This window comes from Methanobacterium bryantii (assembly GCF_002287175.1).
Taxonomy (GTDB): Archaea; Methanobacteriota; Methanobacteria; order Methanobacteriales; family Methanobacteriaceae; genus Methanobacterium_D; species Methanobacterium_D bryantii.
Genome location: NZ_LMVM01000033.1, coordinates 253,726 through 271,382, shown reverse-complemented (window position 1 = coordinate 271,382; position 17,657 = coordinate 253,726). Strand labels below are relative to the sequence as shown.

The window sequence follows — 17,657 nt, the reverse complement described above, 5'->3', positions numbered from 1 at the left end:
GTGCACAAGATCTTGGATATGGCGTTACTGATTATTTAATAAGATATTGGGGTATGTGTTTTAATTTAAAAAATTTAACCAATTAACTAAAATTTAAGTTTAAAAAGTTACTTCATTTGAATGCAATTAATAGTTTATGCAAAATAAATCTATAAAAATAATTTTAGGAGTTTTCAATCTTTATAAACTCCCATAAGCTCCAAATATGATCTTCTTTCAAACCCATCTTCAATTCCGAGTTTTTTATATATTTGAAATATTTTATCTATTGCTTCTTTAAAATCTTCCCCTTCAACCATCCCTTTTTCTATTTCAACAAAGCTTCCAACTTTGTGGACTTTATCAAGTGATATGGTGAACTCCTGAAAAGAATATGTGGTTCTTTCTTTTTCTACATCTGCAGCGGGTTTAAATCCAAGATTTTCTAAGATTAAACCAGCATTTTTGGAGTCTTCTACGTTAACTTCTATTTCTTTACGTGTTTTACTTACATTATCCAGTTTAGGGCCTTTGTATGTAAGGATTATCTCAGATTTTTTGTTATTTATAGTAGTATTCCTTATCCGCAGTGCTTCATCACTTTTTTCAAAGTCCCTGTATTCCGGGTTGTTAAAGTAGGTATCTTTCTGGTGTTCTATCATTACTCTTTCAGCACCAATTTCTTTTAATTTTTCTCGAACACTATTGAAATCGTTAACATGAGCTTTAGCTTCAACTTCTATCATTAAACCACCATCAATATAATTTTTAATTTACTCTCTAAATTTATAACACCATGTTAATATGGGCGTTATTCTATTATTTTATATGATGTGTCTTATTCTTATTATATGTCCGCTTAAAGTGGACATCTTGAGGAAGGGCATCCTCCGGAATATTCGGAATCAACATTTAGATACTTCTTGTTGTTACCTTGGTATGAATTTAAATATAAAACCTGTTTTTTGCTTCCATATCGATACACTGTAATTCCCTTGCACTTAAGTTTGTAGGCCATTAACATAATTTCTTTAACGTCTTCTGGAGAAGCATTATTCGGTAAATTCACGGTTTTTGAAACTGCATTATCCACATGTTTTTGAAATGCGGCCTGCATTTTCACATGCCACTTGGGGCTTATTTCATGTGCAGTTTGGAATATTCTTTTAATACTTCCGCTAATTTCATCTATATTTTGTATGGATCCTTTTTTAGCAATTTCAGTCATTAATTCCTTGCTGTAAAATCCCTCTTTCTTTGCGGTACTTTCAAAGAGTTTATTGACCTCCAGCAGCTTTTCTCCTTCCATTACATCACGGATAAATGAAACAGCAAACAGCGGCTCAATTCCGCTGGTTGTATCTGCAATTATGCTTATAGTACCTGTAGGTGCAATAGTAGTTACCGTTGCATTTCTCATAGCTTGAAAACCATTTTTATCATATATACTTCCTTTAAAATTAGGAAAAGAACCTCTTAATCTCCCCAGTTCAGCTGAAACCTTTCTTGCATGGTATGTAACAAATTTCATTATTTTTTCAGCTGTATCAAGTGCATCCTGTGAATCATAAGGAATTTCAAGCATTATAAGCATTTCTGCAAATCCCATAATTCCTAAACCAATTTTTCTGTTTTTAAGGGTTTCAGTTTCTACTTTTGAAATTGGAAAATTATTTATATCAATTACATTATCTAAGAAGTGCACAGCAGTCTCAACTACACTTTTTAACTTATTAAAATCAATTTTGCCTGATTTAACCATTTTTGTCAGGTTTATGGAGCCTAAATTGCATGATTCATAATTTAAAAGAGGTTGCTCGGCGCAGGGGTTGCTAGCTTCTATTATACCTGCGTTAGGGATTGTATTTTTCCTGTTTATTTCATCAATAAATATAATTCCAGGATCTCCGCATTTCCATGCTGTATTTACTATGGTATCAAACACTTTTCCTGCATTCAGCTTTTTAACATGTTTTACATTTCTTGGATTTATAAGATCATATTCCTCATTATTTACAGCGGCATTCATGAATTCATCATCAACAGCTGTAGAAATGTTAAAATTAGTTAGAACACCTTCATGTTCCTTTGATGTAATAAATTCAATTATGTCTGGATGTCTGATATCCAGTATTCCCATGTTTGCCCCTCTTCTTCTTCCTCCCTGTTTTATAACTTCTGTGGCGACATCAAATATTTTCATGAAGGACGTTGGTCCGGATGCAACTCCTTTTGTTGATTTTACAACATCACCTTTAGGTCTTATCTTAGAAAATGAAAATCCAACTCCGCCCCCTGACTTATGGATGAGTGCCATATGTTTTAATGCATTGAAGATGCCATTTATAGAATCTTCTATGTATATGACAAAACATGCAGAAAGCTGGTTAATGGGTGTACCTGCATTCATCAAAGTTGGTGAATTTGGAAGAAACTCAAGCCCGGACATGGCACGGTAAAATTTTTTTTCTGTTTTATAAGCATCAGTATCATTATATAAATTATCTGCACCTGCTACTGCTTTTGAAACTCTTTTAAACATTTTTTCGGGAGTTTCAATAATATTTCCATCTTCATCTTTAAGTAAATATCTTTTTTGAAGCACCTTAAGTGCATTAAATGAAATTTTTAAATCATTTTTTGATTTGATTTAAGTGCCTCCTTTAGGCGATTGCATACCTTAATAATATATTGATTTTCAATAATATTGCCTTTTTCTATAATCAGTTGAACTTTTAGTTAAGTGTAGAAATAAGTTGCAGGGGATATAATGCTTGGACTAATAAAACTAAAATTGGGTGAATTAAAAATTAACTCAAATAAATTAGATGTTTAATAAAAATAAATTAATTTTCTAATGATTTACTCATCAGAATATTTTCTGGAATAATTTTTAAGATAATTTTTTATACTTTTAATCTGTCTCAGGTATTCATCCACAGTATACTCAATAGATTCGTAGGGCGCGATTTTCAGGTCGCGTTCGTCTATTAATTTTCTTTTGTCATTGATTTTGTCTTTCATGGGGCGTTGTTTACTGTACAGGCCCATTACTTTTGAAGAATCTTTTATATCTTTTATTTTTTCCATATAATCTATTCTAATAGCTCTTATATCTATACGGATGTTGTGTCTTATCCTTTCTAAAATTTTTTCTATTTCTTCAAGTGCATCTAAAAGATTCAATGCTTCTTCTATATTTCCTGGAGATACAACTAGGCCTTCAATTCCAAGATCTTGAATTTGTTGTTGGTACACTTTAGGGCTTATCATAGTCTTGCCTATAGATATATTTTAATGGGATGTTAAGAAACATATATAAATAGATTTATCTATTATAAATATAGTTAATAAATCTAGTGTAATATTGGAAGTATCAGTATCAATATCTTATTGAACTATGACTCATTAAATTTAAAAACAAGTGTGATCAATTTTAAAGTAAACTGCATTTTTAGAATAATATTTATTTCAAATTAAATCAGTATTGTACTTTTATCTCGATAATTTCTAGATAATTATTACCTAAATATACAAAAGACAAATTTTAATGAATTGTAAAAAATAATTTAATATATAAATCAATGATTATGAATTAAAACCTGGAGGAATGTGCTTGACAGATGTACCAATTAAAGTTGAAAATATTGTAGCTTCTGCAACTCTTGGAAAGTCAATTGAACTGCCTAAGGTAGCTCCGGCGCTAGAAGGTGTCGAATATAACCTGGAACAGTTCCCAGGACTTGTTTACAAGCTTAAAGAGCCTAAAACAGCAGCTCTTATATTTGGATCAGGAAAATTAGTATGTACTGGCGCGAAATCTATAGATAATTCAGTAAAAGCTATACATATTACTGTAGATAAAATGAGGAAACTTGATTCAGAAATACCTGAAGAATTTAATATTAAAGTACAGAACATAGTTGCTTCTGCAAATTTAGGAAAAACATTAAACCTTGAAGCAGTAGCATTAGATTTAGAAAATACAGAATACGAACCAGAACAATTTCCAGGTTTAGTTTACAGACTTGAAGACCCTAAAGTTGTATTGTTACTGTTCGGTTCTGGAAAAGTAGTATGTACTGGTGCAAAAACCATAGACGATGCCCAGCTCGGCGTTGAAAAAACGAAGGAAAGACTGGGTGAACTGGATTTAATTTAAATCCTTAATTTGATTATATATCGGTGATCTTTTGATTAAACTAATAGCCTTTGATCTTGATAATGTCCTTATAGACAGTGAAGCCATAGACGAAATTGGCAAATTAATGGGAATTGAAGACAAAATAGCAGAAATAACAAAAAAAGCCATGGAAGGAGACCTGGATTTCGAAACATCAATCAAAGAGAGAGTTGCTTTACTTAAAGGCGCTTCAGTTGATGATATTAAAAAGGCAATCTATGACATTCCTCTAATGGAAGGAGCCAAAGAAACTATTGAAGTGCTTAAAGAAAGAGGATACAAAATTGCAACCATAACCGGTAGTTTTGAAGTCATCGCAAACCGTATGAAAGAGGAATTAAATCTTGATTACGCAGTTTCGAATACTTTACATGCAGAAGACGGTGTTTTAACTGGTGAAGTAAGCGGACCTCTTGTAAATGGTTCTAAAGCAGATGTATTAACTGATTTGATGAAAAAAGAAGACATATCTGCAGATGAATGTGCGGCGGTTGGTGATGGCGCAAATGATATTTCCATGCTTGAAATGGTCAAGCTAGGAATAGCTTTTAATGCAAAACCTGTTTTAAGGGAAATTGCAGATGTTGTAATTGAGAAAAAAGATTTAAAAGAATTATTACCTCTATTTGAAGATAATATGGATAATAAAGATAGTGCGGAAGTTTCAAAAACTCCTGTTAAGGAAGAAAGCTTTGATAAATTACTTGCTGAAAAGAGAGAGCATGAAAAGAAATTAAATGGACTCACTAAAGAACGTGATGAGTTAAACAGTGAAGCTCGATCTCAAAGGCAAGTAAGGGATGATTTAAACGCAAGTATTAAAGAAAATCTCAACAAAGCAATTGAGTTTAGAGATAAACGTGATAAAACTAACGTAGAAGTTAAAAAATACAAAACTCTAAGGGACCAGACCAATGAAAAACTCAAGAGCATGGAATGGGCGTCTGGAAAAAGAGATATAGTAAACATTGAAAAAGAAATTAAACGGCTTGATAAGACCATAGAAACAAAAGTTCTCGATATCAAGAAAGAGAACGAACTGGTTAAAAAGGTCACAGAGCTGCAAAAGAAACTTCAAACTATGCAGGAAGACGAAAAAATCCATAGTGAAGCAGTGGAGCTTAAAGAGCAGTCCGAAACATACCATGCTAAAGTTGTTGAACTTTCAGATGAAGCTCAGTCTACCCATGAACAGATGCTGGAATATTTCCAGAGAATAGACGGGATAAGGAAAAAAGCAGACGAAGCCCATAACACGTTTATTGAAACTAAAAACACTGCTTCCAAAAAACATGAGGAAGTAAGGGAAGTTTTAGGACACATCCGCAAGATAAATAAAAAACTTGATAAAGTCAGGTCTAAAAAGCGAAATAGAGAAAGTGAAGCTACCGCAAAAGAAAATATTAAAGAAAAAGCACATGCTGAAGAAATATATGAAAAGTTCAAAAGCGGTAAAAAGTTAAATAGAGATGAATTAATGCTTTTACAAAAGCATAATGTTATTTAACTAGCTTATTTTTTTAATTTTTATTTTTAATTTATTTTACTTTTTAAAATTGAGTTAATTAGCTGTATAAATAAATCAGTTAAAAATAGAAATGGTTAATATCTTTTTAATGTAAACTGTAATTAGTTATTTTTATTATATATGAGTGTTTTAAGGTTAATATTTATTTAATGTAAAAATCAGTTAAAAATAGAAATGGTTAATATCTTTTTAATGTAAACTATTAGTTATTTTTATTATATATGAGTGTTTTAAGGTTAATATTTATTTAATGTAAAAATCAGTTAAAAATAGAAATGGTTAATATCTTTTTAATGTAAACTATTAGTTATTTTTATTATATATGAGTGTTTTAAGGTTAATATTTATTTAATGTAAAAATCAGTTAAAATAGAAATGGTTTTAAAGGTTAATATCATCATCTAAATCATCTTCTGGATAATCAGCCAGGTATTCTTTTGGTGATGGTTCAATATCAACCGTTCGCGGATTTCTCCCCATCTCAAGTATAAATTTATTAACACGTTCTATCATGTTTATGTACTCTTTCTTGGAGATTTTATACCCTTTAACCATTACATGCTCTGGCATTTTTCCATGTGTCTTTTTATAATCCAGTATAAAACTGACCATTTCCCTGTACTGTTTGAGGTTGAGTCTTTCCATTTGATTTCCTCTATAAATTGAGTGCGACGTGATCATACCATAATTTGTAATCGTTCATGTTGTCATGTAAAATTTTCCAGTTTTTTTACACTCCAACATGAACTTTTGTAAGTTATGTATGGTCAGATAGTTAAGATTGGTTTTATACACTATTAAGGTTTTAGTTTCGTGAGCTAACTATTGCCTGCTACGGCTTTATATTAAATCATTCCCTTTGGAGGGTCTTGAATTTCTACAGTGGCATCTGGATTAAATGGATTTGTCCTTATAGCAAGCGAGAAAAGATAAGGATAGTTTTCCATGAGATGTTCCATGTACTGCAGCCATTCATAAACCAGTAAACTGTATGCTCTTTCTGTATCTCCTGCAAGATGTTGATAATCTGCTTTAGGGAGATTTGTTAGATCAGTTCTATTTTCAAGTTCTTCAGTTAAATGAAACACTGCCCATAACAGGTCTGTAAATGAATCATGTTCCAGTAAGTTAGGGTTTGCCAAAAGTCGCAGCATAAACTCCCTGTTTTTAACAAGAAACGCTTTTAACTCCTGAAAGTAGTGTATGGAATCGGGGTTGTTCTCTCCAATATACACATGGAAATTGTAATTTTGAATTCTGTTACTTGCCTCTAAAAAATCTTTTTTAGTCCATTCATCAGTCATAATCAACTTTTTCCTTATCTTTTCAGTTTTAGAGTCAAATTCTGAAATTCCTGCCAGTAACTCAGTTCCAACTTCACTGAAAAAGGACCCTATGACCATGTTCATTTTTTGAAGTAGATTTCTTTTTTCCCTTTCACCTATTATCCATTCTAAAACAAGAACAATAATAAGGGCTTCTATAGGAATAAACGCTAAATCTATATCTAGATAGAACAAAGTGTCGTGTAAATCTCTAAAAAGTAAGAAATTAGTAATATAAAGAATTGCAGCCATTATAATTAAAGCTATACCTAAACGGACTCTCCAGTTACTCATATATTTCCGTATTTCCATAGTTATCCCCTTCAATTTTTTTTGCCAGTAACAATAGTTATAGGGTTCCTTGCAAGCATCATAGTTCCTCTTTTCATGACACGTCCCTTTGAAATGGATACATCAACTATATCAATATCCATCTGGAGTTTTTTCATTGTTTGAACAGCTTCAACAGGGGTTTCAAGTAAAATTGAGGTAACTATTATTTTTCCATTTTGTGTGAGTTTCTGGTAGCCTTCCTCTATTAAAAGAGGTAAATCTCCGCCACTCCCTCCAATCATCAAAATATCAAAGGTTTCAATGTTTCTTAAGGCTTCAAGGGCATCACTATGGATAAGCTGTACTTTTTTATCCAGTTTATGTTTTTTAAGGTTTTTTTCTGTTGTATTTAGCGCATCTAAATTTTTATCCACTGCATAAACAAGACGTGACCTTTTAGCAAATTCTAAAGTTAACCCTCCTGTTCCACAGCATATATCAACTACAATATCCTCTGGTGATACCTTTGATTTGCACATAACAAGGCATCTTATTTCTTCTTTGGTTGGTCCAGGTACATCTTTGTGAGTTATAAATTCATCATCTGAAATCATATGAATCATTATTAGATTTTATTAGTTATGGGTTGTCATTATGCCATCGTTTAAACATGTGATTATCAATTTCCAGGACATCTAAGATTTTTCCAACAACAAAATTGCATAGATCATCAATATTTTCTGGATTATGATAAAAACCAGGCATAGCGGGGAGGATTATGCCTCCTTCCCTGCTTATTCTAAGCATATTTTCAAGGTGAACTGATCTAAGGGGCGTTTCACGAGGTACAATTACTAATTTTCTTCTTTCTTTAAGTACCACATCTGCAGATCTTGTTATAGCATTATTCGCGTATCCATTTGCTATTGCAGAAATTGTCTTCATTGTACATGGAGCTATGACCATAGAATTGAATCTAAACGACCCACTGTTAATAGAAGCTGTAAGATCCTTTGGATCATAAATTATGTCTGTTAATTTTTTTAATTCTTCTTCTTCCATATTAAGTTCATATTTAAGGATTATTTTGGCAGGATCGGTTATTACAAGAGCGGTATCTATATTTAGTTCCTTTAATACCTCAAGAAGCCTTACTCCGTAAATCACACCACTTGCACCTGTAATAGCAACTACAATCATAATTATCACATATTTATATTTTATATATAATTTGTAATCAAATTTTTTAATTAGCTAATTTTAAACAGCTAAATATTTGATTTGAATCGTATAAGTATAATAAGTTATTTTATTTCTTACAATTAATTTATAGCCAATCTTTAATATTTTTTTGCATTGTAAGCTCTAAATAATCCTCAAATGGGAATTTCGAAGCTTTTTCTGCATATTCATCTGGAACATATATGCAGATATCTGCGTAATTAAATCTCATATTTTTAAGGGCACTTACTAAATTTGATATTTCATTTAATTTTACGCATTCATTCCCAACAGATACCTGGGTTCTCATTTCATTAAAGAATGGGTATTCTGGGATATCGATTATTGTATACTCCGAATGTGAACCTAAATCTGCAGCGATTTCAAGTTCAATTTTTTTGAGCTTCTTATCTTTGATCTTGAAAACATCCTTTGGTTCTTCTAAATCACTGAGCTTTATGGTAAATACTCTTTTAAACAAATTGCGGTTATCTAACCTGTTAATTATGTCTTTAATTTGGCCGTCCTGAGATCTTGCAATTGTGGTAATGTCTGCATCATCGTATTTGTAAATGGTATCTGAATTAACTAAATCAGCTTCAAACATCCATTTCATGCATCTTCGAAACATTGAATTTATTATTCTTGTGGTGTGGTGCTGATAGACACTGGGATACATTAAGTATCTTGCAATGAGAGCAGATTCAGCAGTTTGAATGCCTTTTACTCCAATAACTAGGCTGTCTTCAAGTTTCATTGAAGATACAAGTCTTTCAACGTCGATCATCCCATAAGCAACACCCGTATAATAAGAATCTCTTACAAGATAATCCATTCTATCTGCATCAAGCTCACTGCTTATTATATGTCCCAAAGGCCCTTTTCCATGTATTATATTGATTATTTCTTTGGGGTCGAACATTTCAGACAGAATATCTGAAATTTCTGATTCTTTAATAACTTTAGATGTTTGATATTCGTGGGGAGTATCAAGAACACCTTCTGATACATGTGAAAATGGGCCGTGTCCTATATCATGCAGAAGTGCACAAGATCGGATCATTTTTTTGGTATGTTCATCTAGCCCAACGCTGTCTGCAATTTTGGATGCAACGTGCATTGTCCCGATGGAATGCTCAAAACGAGAGTGGTTTGCACCGGGATAAACAAGGTAAGTAAATCCTAACTGTTTAATCCGTCTTAAACGCTGGATTTGAGGAGTATCTACCAGTTTAATCTCGAATTCGTCAAGATAAAGGTTTCCATGGACACTATCCCTTATATTTTTCAAATTTAATTTCTCCTTTATAACTTATCCATGCGTTTAAATCAGTTATTTCTGTAATGGACTAATGATAAACTGTTGAGCTTATCCTCCGGACATAATAATGTTTTTTCCTTCATCCGTAAATTCTTCTTTTTTAAATTCAAGATCATGTTTTATACGCTCTATTGATTCTTTAAGAGCATCTACTGTTTCGCCTCTGTGCGCTCCAGCTACAACTACAAGTAAAAGAGAGTCTCCTGTGTAAAATTCCCCAACATAATGTACTGCGGCTATTTCGGCCACTCCATGTTTATTTTTAATGTCTTCTATAATTTCTTCAAGTTCCTTTTCGGTTTTTTGAATATCAGGGGTACTTAAATTCAACTTTTTAACTTTAGTTTCATTTTCTTTGCCCCTTACTATACCTTCAAAGGAAAATACTGCTCCACATTCATCGATTTTAGGATTCTTTTTAACCTGATTTATAAGGTCTGGAATTGTAATTAATTCTTCATCTTTTTTGATAACCCTTACATTTAGAGCCATGTGATCACCATAAATTCTTAAATTTTTTGTATTAATTCTGAAGCTTCTTTTTTAGATAGATGTTTCATTCTTGAAATTCCATCAATTTCTTTAATAACATTTACAACTGATTTGGGAACAAGTGATTCCCAATCTTCATCTAGAAGTATCCTTCTTCTAACTTCTGTTCCAGAATAAGTTTCACGATTAAACAGCGGTGGTTCTGTGACCTTGTTTCCTGCTTCAATAAAAAGTCGTTGAACCAGCGGATTACCTGAATATATGTATTTGAAGGGGGGTGTTAGCATTTTAACATGGGCCACCCAGGTAGAATTGCAAGCTACATCCTGTATGGGTATAATATAATATTTTGATGCATGAATGCCGTTTTCACTAAGGGCCTTTGTAAGCATCATTACCCTTTCACCTGCAGTAAATGGATCTTTTAGAGTATGGCTCAGCTGAGCACTTCCAATACCTATTATGACTTCATCAACTTCTTTGAGAATGCTTTTTATAACTTGAAGATGTCCATTATGGACTGGCTGCATTCTTCCAACAAGTAATCCTCTCAAACAATCACCTGTTTAATTAATCTGTTTTCATGTGCTTTAATATTTTGTTTATATACTGAAAAAATTCACTAGTTTTATTAAAAACTTTTACTATCTAAAACTTTGTTAAAATTCGTTATACACTTGCAAAGTATGTTAGAAAAAGTATTTTTGTATTACTAAAATAATTTAAAATAATGTTTGTATAAAACTTATGAAATTTAATCTAGCTTGAAATAAAATTATTCATCAAGTAGTGCATTTACGGCACACAACATAACTTATTAGGTTAAGTGACGGCTTTAGATTGAAATAGTTATATTCATTGTAAGATGGACACCAGTTTAATCTGGTGTCCTTACTTAACAATTTTAATTATATCATTTACATTTTTCCCATCGCTTTGCTTATATCTACAGGAGAATTGAATTGTTTATCAGGCATATTTTCTAAAACTTTCAAAACATCCTGATTAGCATGATTTTCCCTTGCTCTTTGAATTAAATCTTGTTTTTGTGCAGGAAAATGAGTCCCCTTTATGGATTTTTCAACCTGCGCTGGACTTACATTAAACCTTTTCTGTCGCTTTTGTGCCAAATTTTCACCTCCACGCATTGCTATCTCGTGATGAGATAACTTTAAACAGGTATCAATTAAATTAGTCATGGAATAATAAATTGGTTTGTTTAAATGCGTTATAGTTTAAATTAGCAAGTATAAATTGAGATTAGCTTAAAACATATTTTCCCTATTTTCATTTTTGAAATTTGGAATTTAAGTACTTTACTACTTTTATATAAAAAAGTATTACAAAGCAGTTCAGCTTAAATTAGGATGTATAAATTAGCATAACAATTTAAATCACTTTGTTTAATATTAACTAAAGAAGTGATTTTACAGGTAATATTCTTTTGAGTTAAACTCCATGAAAGTTATTCAAAAGCCGTCGAAAAAACCGGGATATACTCTTAAAGAGGATAAACAGCTTTGATCAATTTTTAAAGATTTAAATTTTTCTGAACATGTTAAGTCAATAAATGTTGGCTAAATATTAATTTATTTAAACAAGGTGTAAATGAATGATAAAGGTTGAAAACTTATCCAAGACATATAAAATAGAAAATGGTGGAGAAATCAAAGCATTAAATGATATAAATCTCAATGTTGAGGAAGGTGAGATTGTCGGGATAATTGGGATGAGCGGATCTGGAAAAACTAGTTTACTGCGAATTCTCAGGGGTGTAGAACCATTTGACAGTGGTAAAATAACACTTGATGGTACAGAAGTTTCTCCAAATTCAAGCCCATACTATTTTGCAAAACTTAAAAAAGCAACTGCAATTCATCTTCAAAGGTCATTTGGTTTATGGGGAGAAACAGCCCTTCAAAATGTTGTAAGGAAATTAGCAGGAGCTAAATATGGTGATGAGTCTTTACAGGATGTGGACGATGCGGTGGTTGAATTTGGAGATCAGGCAAAGGAAATTCTTGAGATTGTAGGTTTAGGCCATAAGATAAATCATTTTGCCCCGGTTTTAAGTGGTGGTGAAAAACAAAGACTTATAATGGCAAGACAGCTTGCAAAAAAGCCAAAAGTCTTATTGCTCGATGAACCTGCTACCATGTCATGTCCAAGGACAAAACAAGAAATTTTAGACGCTATAAAAAATATAAATAAAGAGTTAGGTGTTACAATAGTTCTCGTGTCTCACCTTCCAGAGGTTCACAGATACCTTTCAGATAGACTAGTTTTAATAGAAAACGGTGAAATCATTGATGAAGGTTCTACTGAGAAAATAATTACCAAATTTATGGAGCCAATGGAACCTGCTGAACCATTAGCAGGCCCTGAGAATATAGGCGACTCCATAATAAAAGTAAATGATTTAAATAAGAGATTTTTCCTTTTAAAAGGTGGAAATACTCTTCAAATTAAAGATATAAAATTTAATATTAAAAAAGGTGAAATTGTATCTTTAATAGGACCAAGTGGAGCTGGGAAAACAGTTTTGCTTCGAATGTTAGCGGGGCTTGATGCTCCAGATTCTGGATCTATTCTCTTTAAATTGAATGATAACTGGGTGGATATGCAAGATCTGGGATTGGAAAGAATGAATGTAAGGCGGAAATTAGGATTTATGCATCAGGAATTTGCCCTTACTCATTATGCAACAATCAAGGATCAAATTGCGTCACGTCTTGGAGTTAAAGATGAACATGTTATATCAAAGGCACGTAAAACAGCTGAAGAACTTGGTATCAGCGATAAAATCCTTGATGTTCTTTACCAGCTTACTGATCTTCCAGAACATGAAGCTAAAGCAAGACTGGAAAAAATTGAGCTTAAACCTGATATTTTAGACCTTCTATTTCCAAAATTCCCAGATACAGAGGTTAGAAAATATGCCGAACCTATTTTTGAAGCGCTTGATTTGCCCCTTGATATTTTGGACAGGTGTTCCTATGAGCTTTCTGGAGGTCAAAAGGTTAGAGCCACTTTAGCTTTAGTGTTAACATCTAAACCTGAGGTTTTAATCCTGGATGAACCATTTGGGGATCTTGATCCTATTACTCTGCGAATAGTATCAAATTCTCTTAAAAGGATAAACAAGAAATTTAACACAACTATTTTGATGGTAAGCCACCATGTAGACTTTATTAGAGAAGTTACAACCAGGGCTATAATGATTGAAAATGGAATAATTGTCGGTGATGGTGATCCTCAAAAACTATGTGATGAATTCATTAAAACATGTAAAGCTGATTATTTGGCGGAATAATTGCTAAATATGGGATTTAGGTAAATTATATGTTGTAGTACTTCTTAAATCTCTTAAAAAAATTGAACATGAATAACTGTGCTTTTGCACACAATCATAAGTAATCAAATAATCCAAAATTAAGATTATATTGCCTAAAATACCATATGTGGACATTTACAGAATGTCCCTGATCTTATTTTTTTAAAAACAGTGAAAACTTCTATTATAGCCGGTACCTTGCGACGCAAGTATTTTTTAAAGTACTTTTTTACCTAAAGTTAGTATCCTCTGGTTATTCTCATGGAATTTTTCTATAATTTTATTTACATTATTTAATAAGAATTTAATTTCAACAATATTTTTGGAGATAGTCAATTCTTTAAAGGTCATTTGTATTGAATTATCAGATATAGAAAAATTATTTCCTTGATTTAATATTTTGTATATGCGGTTTCCTTCCTGTATTTCAATGGAATCATTTTGAAATGTAATACCAAATAATATACTTTCAAGCGATCCTAATCTGTTTTTAATCTTTTGTTCCAATACTCGGCGTTCATCTATTGTATCTTCATATTCTGGAAACTTAAATTCAATTCTTGTCTCAACTATTCCATCATTATCCATAAAATCAACTATCTCCTTATTCAGTTAATATATAATGAATTATATAGTTAATATATTAATATATTTTGTTATTATTAATTGACATGATATTTGAAAAGAGATAAAATGCCGCTGCAAACTGGTTAATAGTAAAACAAATATAATTTCGTTTTTTATTTTATATCTAAATATCTCAAAGTTACCATGCGTATATTTTCTCGGTAAAATCAGATCAGATTACCTGTTATAGATTAATTATATTGGAAAATAAGTTAGTATATGCTCTTTTTTAAAATGGAATCGCATGTTTATTTGGATATAACCAAGTTGGTAGTTGTAGATCTATTAAATTAAAACATTCTTATAATTACTACAAAGATGTAGCATCGGTTATATGTGAAATTATTTTAACATAATCCTCTTATGACTTGGACTTAGGTTATTGCAAATTATCTAAATATTTAATGCAAAATAATAAATCATTTGACTTATAAAATATAGATCATAATGAATAGCAGTGATTAACCATTAAATAAGAAATTTTTATTTAATTAATATATTAAAAGGTGATTGAATGAGCTTTGAAGAAATAGGCACGGAAAATGCATATAAAGTATTAGCACCTCGTCCTACAATTATTGTAACAACCATAAATAGGAAAGGTGAAGTAAATGCTGCTCCATTTTCTTTTACAATGCCAGTTTCAATGGATCCTCCATTAATTGCTTTTGCATCAGTTGCAAGCCATCATACCTATAAAAATATAGTGGAAGTTGATGAGTTTGTGGTAAATATTCCAAAGGAAGATATCTTAAATAAATTATGGATAACTGGTGAAAAGTTCCCATACGGTGTAAATGAAATAGAAAAGGCAGGTCTTACTTCAAAACCTTCTAAAAAAGTTTCACCACCCGGAATCGAGGAGTGCGTTGCATGTATTGAGTGTAAAGTGCACTGGATTAAAAATGCTGGAGATCATAATATTATCGTGGGAGAAGTCTTAAATGTAAGCGCTAAGGAAGACTCCTTAAAAGGCGGTAATTTAGACGTTGAAAAGATAAAACCAGTTTTACATGTTGGTGGAGTGAATTTTGTAGTTGGAGATCACCTGAAGAAGGTTGAATAGTATTTTTAAAGGTTAACCTGGATTATCTCGATTGTGTAAGGAGTGTATTAAATGTTTAAAACAATATTGGTTCCAACAGATGGTTCCGAATATGCCGGAAGGGCTGAAGATATAGCAATTTCTATGGCAAATAAGTACAATGCAAGAATAGTTGGGGTTTATGTGATTGATGAAAAGCTTATTTATCCCTATGATGTTCTTGAAGATGAAGGTAAAATAATATTAAAAAAATTAAGCGAAAAAGCTAAAAAAGAAGACGTAGTTGTTGATGAAATCCTCGTATTTGGAGATCCGCGTAAGGATATACCTACTATAACTCAAAGGATGGAAGCAGACATTGTTGTTATTGGAACCCATGGAAAAAAGGGTTTAGAAAAGCTAATACTCGGCAGCGTAGCTGAAAGTATTTTAAAATCTGTAGAAGCGCCTGTAATGCTTGTTAAATAATTTTAATTTGTTTATAATTATTTTTTTTATTTTTTGATGCCCTATATTGCTTTGATTCTTAATTATTCTTTAAATCTTTGTTAGTGTTTATTTGTTTAAATGTTACGGGTGAAGATTAGGAGATTAAAAGTGATTTTAATTCATATTGTTTGTATGGATGGGTTAATGTGAGATTGGGGTTGTAAAAATGTAGTTTTTGTGGCTTATGATTTCATGCTATTGGTAATGAGATTGTTGAATTGCGGAAATTTGTTTTTCGTGGATTCTAATTGGATATTGGTGGAAGTTGTAGGATTGTAGGATTGTGGAGCCTGCGAAAACGTAGTTTTCGCGGCTACCAATCGAATACTAGATCTATGATCAATGAGATTGTGAAGCCTGCAAACATTTCATGTTTGCGGCGTCAGAACTGTAAGTTCTGACAGCCTGCGAAAAAAGAATTTTTTTCGCGGCTCATAATCTCACATTATTAATATAAAGAAAGATTATGTGAGATTGTGAAGCCGTGAGGCTTCCAATCGAATATGGGAGCGAGACTATGAGATTGTGGAGTCTGCAAAAAATTATATTTTTTGCGACCCATAGTCTCATGTATCGGTGATTACATGAGACTATGGAGTTTGCATCCTGAATACCTCGATGTCAAGGGCCTTGTTGCACTTTGGAGAGAAGGAATAATGGCCCGTAATGTCTTTACTGGAAAGACTGAAGGTTATAAGCATCATCCTCAACTTGAAAGATTTAAAAAACAGAATGATCCGGTACTTGCCATTGATACTTACTTATTACATGTTTACAATGAATCTAAAAGGAGAAATTATAATTTTAAGAGGGATAGAATTGGAATTAAGTTTGTAAATTCTAAAATTGAAGTAACTGATGGGCAAATGCTTTATGAGTTTAAACATTTAAAAAGAAAGCTCAAAATAAGGGATCCTGAAAGATATGATATATTGGTGAATTTAGATTTTCCCAGGTCAAATCCAGTTTTTAAAGTAGTAACAGGAGATATAGAATCGTGGGAAAGACCATATTGACATTTAATTTATAAGATTGTGTAGTACAGCCTAAAAACCATTAAAACTTAATTAATTCTTTTTTAAATAAAATTTAAATGGTTAATACTTTTGATAATGAATTTAATTTCTTAAAAATGTGTAAATAATTAAATTTGGAAGATTTATAAATATTAAAAAACAAAGATAAAGTATAATAATTAAAATTAAGTTTTTTGGGAGGTATAAAAGGAGGATTTAGTCAATGAGATATAGATGTAAAGTCTGTGGGTATATTTATGATCCGGAAGTAGGTGAACCCAGAACAGGAACACCTCCAGGCACAGCATTTGATAATTTACCTGAGCTGTGGCGCTGTCCAAAATGTGGGGCAGGTAAAATTCGTTTTATGATGATACGGTAACAGTTAAAAAGATTTAAAAGGTTGATTCAATGGCAAGCAGATATAAATGTAACGTATGCGGTTATATATACGACCCTGAAAAGGGTGAACCTAAAACAAAAACAGATCCTGGTATGGCATTTGATGACTTACCTGATTTATGGCGTTGTCCTAGCTGTGGGGCAGGTAAGATTCGATTTGTTAAAATCAGGTAACTTACGAAAAATTTAAAATAAATAAAGCCAATATTTAAATCGTTTAAGTACTTCTATTATTAACAAACCTTTTGGAGGCTGAAAAATGAAAAAATATATATGTACAGCGTGTGGTTACATATACGACCCCGAAGAAGGCGATTCCATATCTGGAATAGACGCAGGTACTCCTTTTGAAGATTTACCTGATGACTGGCTTTGCCCAATGTGTGGAGTCGGGAAAGACCAATTTGAACCTGTTGATTAAG

The 17,657-nt window shown here is 31.9% G+C and carries 21 protein-coding genes; 9 read left to right on the top strand and 12 right to left on the bottom strand.

Annotated features, from left to right (window positions below):
* Positions 1–173 precede the first annotated feature (173 nt).
* The 3 genes from cyaB to ASJ80_RS11860 all read right to left on the bottom strand — a co-directional run bounded on the left by cyaB (position 174) and on the right by ASJ80_RS11860 (position 3,252).
* On the bottom strand, positions 174–725 hold the full coding sequence (gene cyaB, locus ASJ80_RS11870) for a class IV adenylate cyclase (RefSeq protein ID WP_069585777.1): 552 nt from the start codon (positions 723–725) through the stop codon (positions 174–176).
* A gap of 113 nt (positions 726–838) precedes the next feature.
* A complete protein-coding gene (locus ASJ80_RS11865; RefSeq protein ID WP_275542144.1) occupies positions 839–2,605 on the bottom strand; it encodes an adenosylcobalamin-dependent ribonucleoside-diphosphate reductase in 1,767 nt (588 codons plus the stop codon).
* Positions 2,606–2,841: 236 nt separating this feature from the next.
* Positions 2,842–3,252: a hypothetical protein gene (locus tag ASJ80_RS11860; RefSeq protein ID WP_069585779.1), complete on the bottom strand. Its 411-nt coding sequence runs from the start codon at positions 3,250–3,252 to the stop codon at positions 2,842–2,844.
* A gap of 343 nt (positions 3,253–3,595) precedes the next feature.
* Between ASJ80_RS11860 and ASJ80_RS11855 the strand changes: the two genes are divergently transcribed.
* Positions 3,596–4,141, top strand: a complete 546-nt coding sequence (locus ASJ80_RS11855) for a TATA-box-binding protein (protein WP_069585780.1) — start codon at positions 3,596–3,598, stop codon at positions 4,139–4,141.
* A gap of 31 nt (positions 4,142–4,172) precedes the next feature.
* Positions 4,173–5,669, top strand: a complete 1,497-nt coding sequence (gene serB, locus ASJ80_RS11850; protein WP_069585781.1) for a phosphoserine phosphatase SerB — start codon at positions 4,173–4,175, stop codon at positions 5,667–5,669.
* A 402-nt stretch (positions 5,670–6,071) separates the two neighbouring features.
* Here serB and ASJ80_RS11845 read toward each other — a convergent pair whose 3' ends face one another.
* The 8 genes from ASJ80_RS11845 to ASJ80_RS11810 form a co-directional block, all read right to left on the bottom strand.
* On the bottom strand, positions 6,072–6,335 hold the full coding sequence (locus ASJ80_RS11845) for a pseudomurein-binding repeat-containing protein (protein ID WP_069583768.1): 264 nt from the start codon (positions 6,333–6,335) through the stop codon (positions 6,072–6,074).
* Between the two features lie 200 nt (positions 6,336–6,535).
* On the bottom strand, positions 6,536–7,327 hold the full coding sequence (locus ASJ80_RS11840; RefSeq protein WP_069583767.1) for a hypothetical protein: 792 nt from the start codon (positions 7,325–7,327) through the stop codon (positions 6,536–6,538).
* 11 nt (positions 7,328–7,338) lie between these two features.
* On the bottom strand, positions 7,339–7,902 hold the full coding sequence (gene cbiT / locus ASJ80_RS11835) for a precorrin-6Y C5,15-methyltransferase (decarboxylating) subunit CbiT (RefSeq protein ID WP_095652089.1): 564 nt from the start codon (positions 7,900–7,902) through the stop codon (positions 7,339–7,341).
* 25 nt (positions 7,903–7,927) lie between these two features.
* Entirely contained in the window at positions 7,928–8,488 is a 561-nt protein-coding gene (locus tag ASJ80_RS11830) for a UbiX family flavin prenyltransferase (RefSeq protein WP_069583765.1), read from the bottom strand.
* Positions 8,489–8,615: 127 nt separating this feature from the next.
* Positions 8,616–9,800, bottom strand: coding sequence for an HD domain-containing protein (locus tag ASJ80_RS11825; RefSeq protein ID WP_095652088.1), 1,185 nt, complete (start codon positions 9,798–9,800; stop codon positions 8,616–8,618).
* Between the two features lie 78 nt (positions 9,801–9,878).
* The gene (locus ASJ80_RS11820; protein ID WP_069583763.1) at positions 9,879–10,322 is read right to left on the bottom strand and encodes a molybdopterin synthase catalytic subunit; all 444 of its coding nucleotides are present in this window, start codon (positions 10,320–10,322) and stop codon (positions 9,879–9,881) included.
* 17 nt (positions 10,323–10,339) lie between these two features.
* A complete protein-coding gene (locus ASJ80_RS11815) occupies positions 10,340–10,876 on the bottom strand; it encodes a nicotinamide-nucleotide adenylyltransferase (RefSeq protein ID WP_069583762.1) in 537 nt (178 codons plus the stop codon).
* Between the two features lie 363 nt (positions 10,877–11,239).
* Complete coding sequence (locus ASJ80_RS11810) at positions 11,240–11,452, bottom strand: DUF2795 domain-containing protein (protein ID WP_169740444.1); 213 nt, start codon at positions 11,450–11,452, stop codon at positions 11,240–11,242.
* Between the two features lie 482 nt (positions 11,453–11,934).
* On the opposite strand from ASJ80_RS11810, the gene ASJ80_RS11805 reads away from it, so the two are divergent.
* Positions 11,935–13,635 carry an ABC transporter ATP-binding protein gene (locus ASJ80_RS11805; protein WP_069583760.1) on the top strand — a complete coding sequence of 567 codons (1,701 nt, stop codon included), beginning with the start codon at positions 11,935–11,937 and terminating at the stop codon, positions 13,633–13,635.
* Positions 13,636–13,872: 237 nt separating this feature from the next.
* On the opposite strand, the gene ASJ80_RS11800 is transcribed toward ASJ80_RS11805, so the two are convergent.
* On the bottom strand, positions 13,873–14,244 hold the full coding sequence (locus ASJ80_RS11800) for a hypothetical protein (protein WP_069583759.1): 372 nt from the start codon (positions 14,242–14,244) through the stop codon (positions 13,873–13,875).
* A gap of 553 nt (positions 14,245–14,797) precedes the next feature.
* On the opposite strand from ASJ80_RS11800, the gene ASJ80_RS11795 reads away from it, so the two are divergent.
* The 6 genes from ASJ80_RS11795 (at position 14,798) to rd (ending at position 17,656) form a co-directional block, all read left to right on the top strand.
* Positions 14,798–15,349, top strand: a complete 552-nt coding sequence (locus tag ASJ80_RS11795; protein ID WP_069583758.1) for a flavin reductase family protein — start codon at positions 14,798–14,800, stop codon at positions 15,347–15,349.
* 51 nt (positions 15,350–15,400) lie between these two features.
* Entirely contained in the window at positions 15,401–15,796 is a 396-nt protein-coding gene (locus tag ASJ80_RS11790) for a universal stress protein (RefSeq protein ID WP_069583757.1), read from the top strand.
* Between the two features lie 605 nt (positions 15,797–16,401).
* Positions 16,402–16,833 carry a pyrimidine dimer DNA glycosylase/endonuclease V gene (locus tag ASJ80_RS11785; protein WP_069583756.1) on the top strand — a complete coding sequence of 144 codons (432 nt, stop codon included), beginning with the start codon at positions 16,402–16,404 and terminating at the stop codon, positions 16,831–16,833.
* Positions 16,834–17,056: 223 nt separating this feature from the next.
* Positions 17,057–17,215 carry a rubredoxin gene (locus tag ASJ80_RS11780; protein WP_069583755.1) on the top strand — a complete coding sequence of 53 codons (159 nt, stop codon included), beginning with the start codon at positions 17,057–17,059 and terminating at the stop codon, positions 17,213–17,215.
* Between the two features lie 29 nt (positions 17,216–17,244).
* The gene (locus tag ASJ80_RS11775; RefSeq protein ID WP_069583754.1) at positions 17,245–17,409 is read left to right on the top strand and encodes a rubredoxin; all 165 of its coding nucleotides are present in this window, start codon (positions 17,245–17,247) and stop codon (positions 17,407–17,409) included.
* 85 nt (positions 17,410–17,494) lie between these two features.
* The gene (rd, locus tag ASJ80_RS11770; RefSeq protein WP_069583753.1) at positions 17,495–17,656 is read left to right on the top strand and encodes a rubredoxin; all 162 of its coding nucleotides are present in this window, start codon (positions 17,495–17,497) and stop codon (positions 17,654–17,656) included.
* Position 17,657 lies beyond the last annotated feature (1 nt).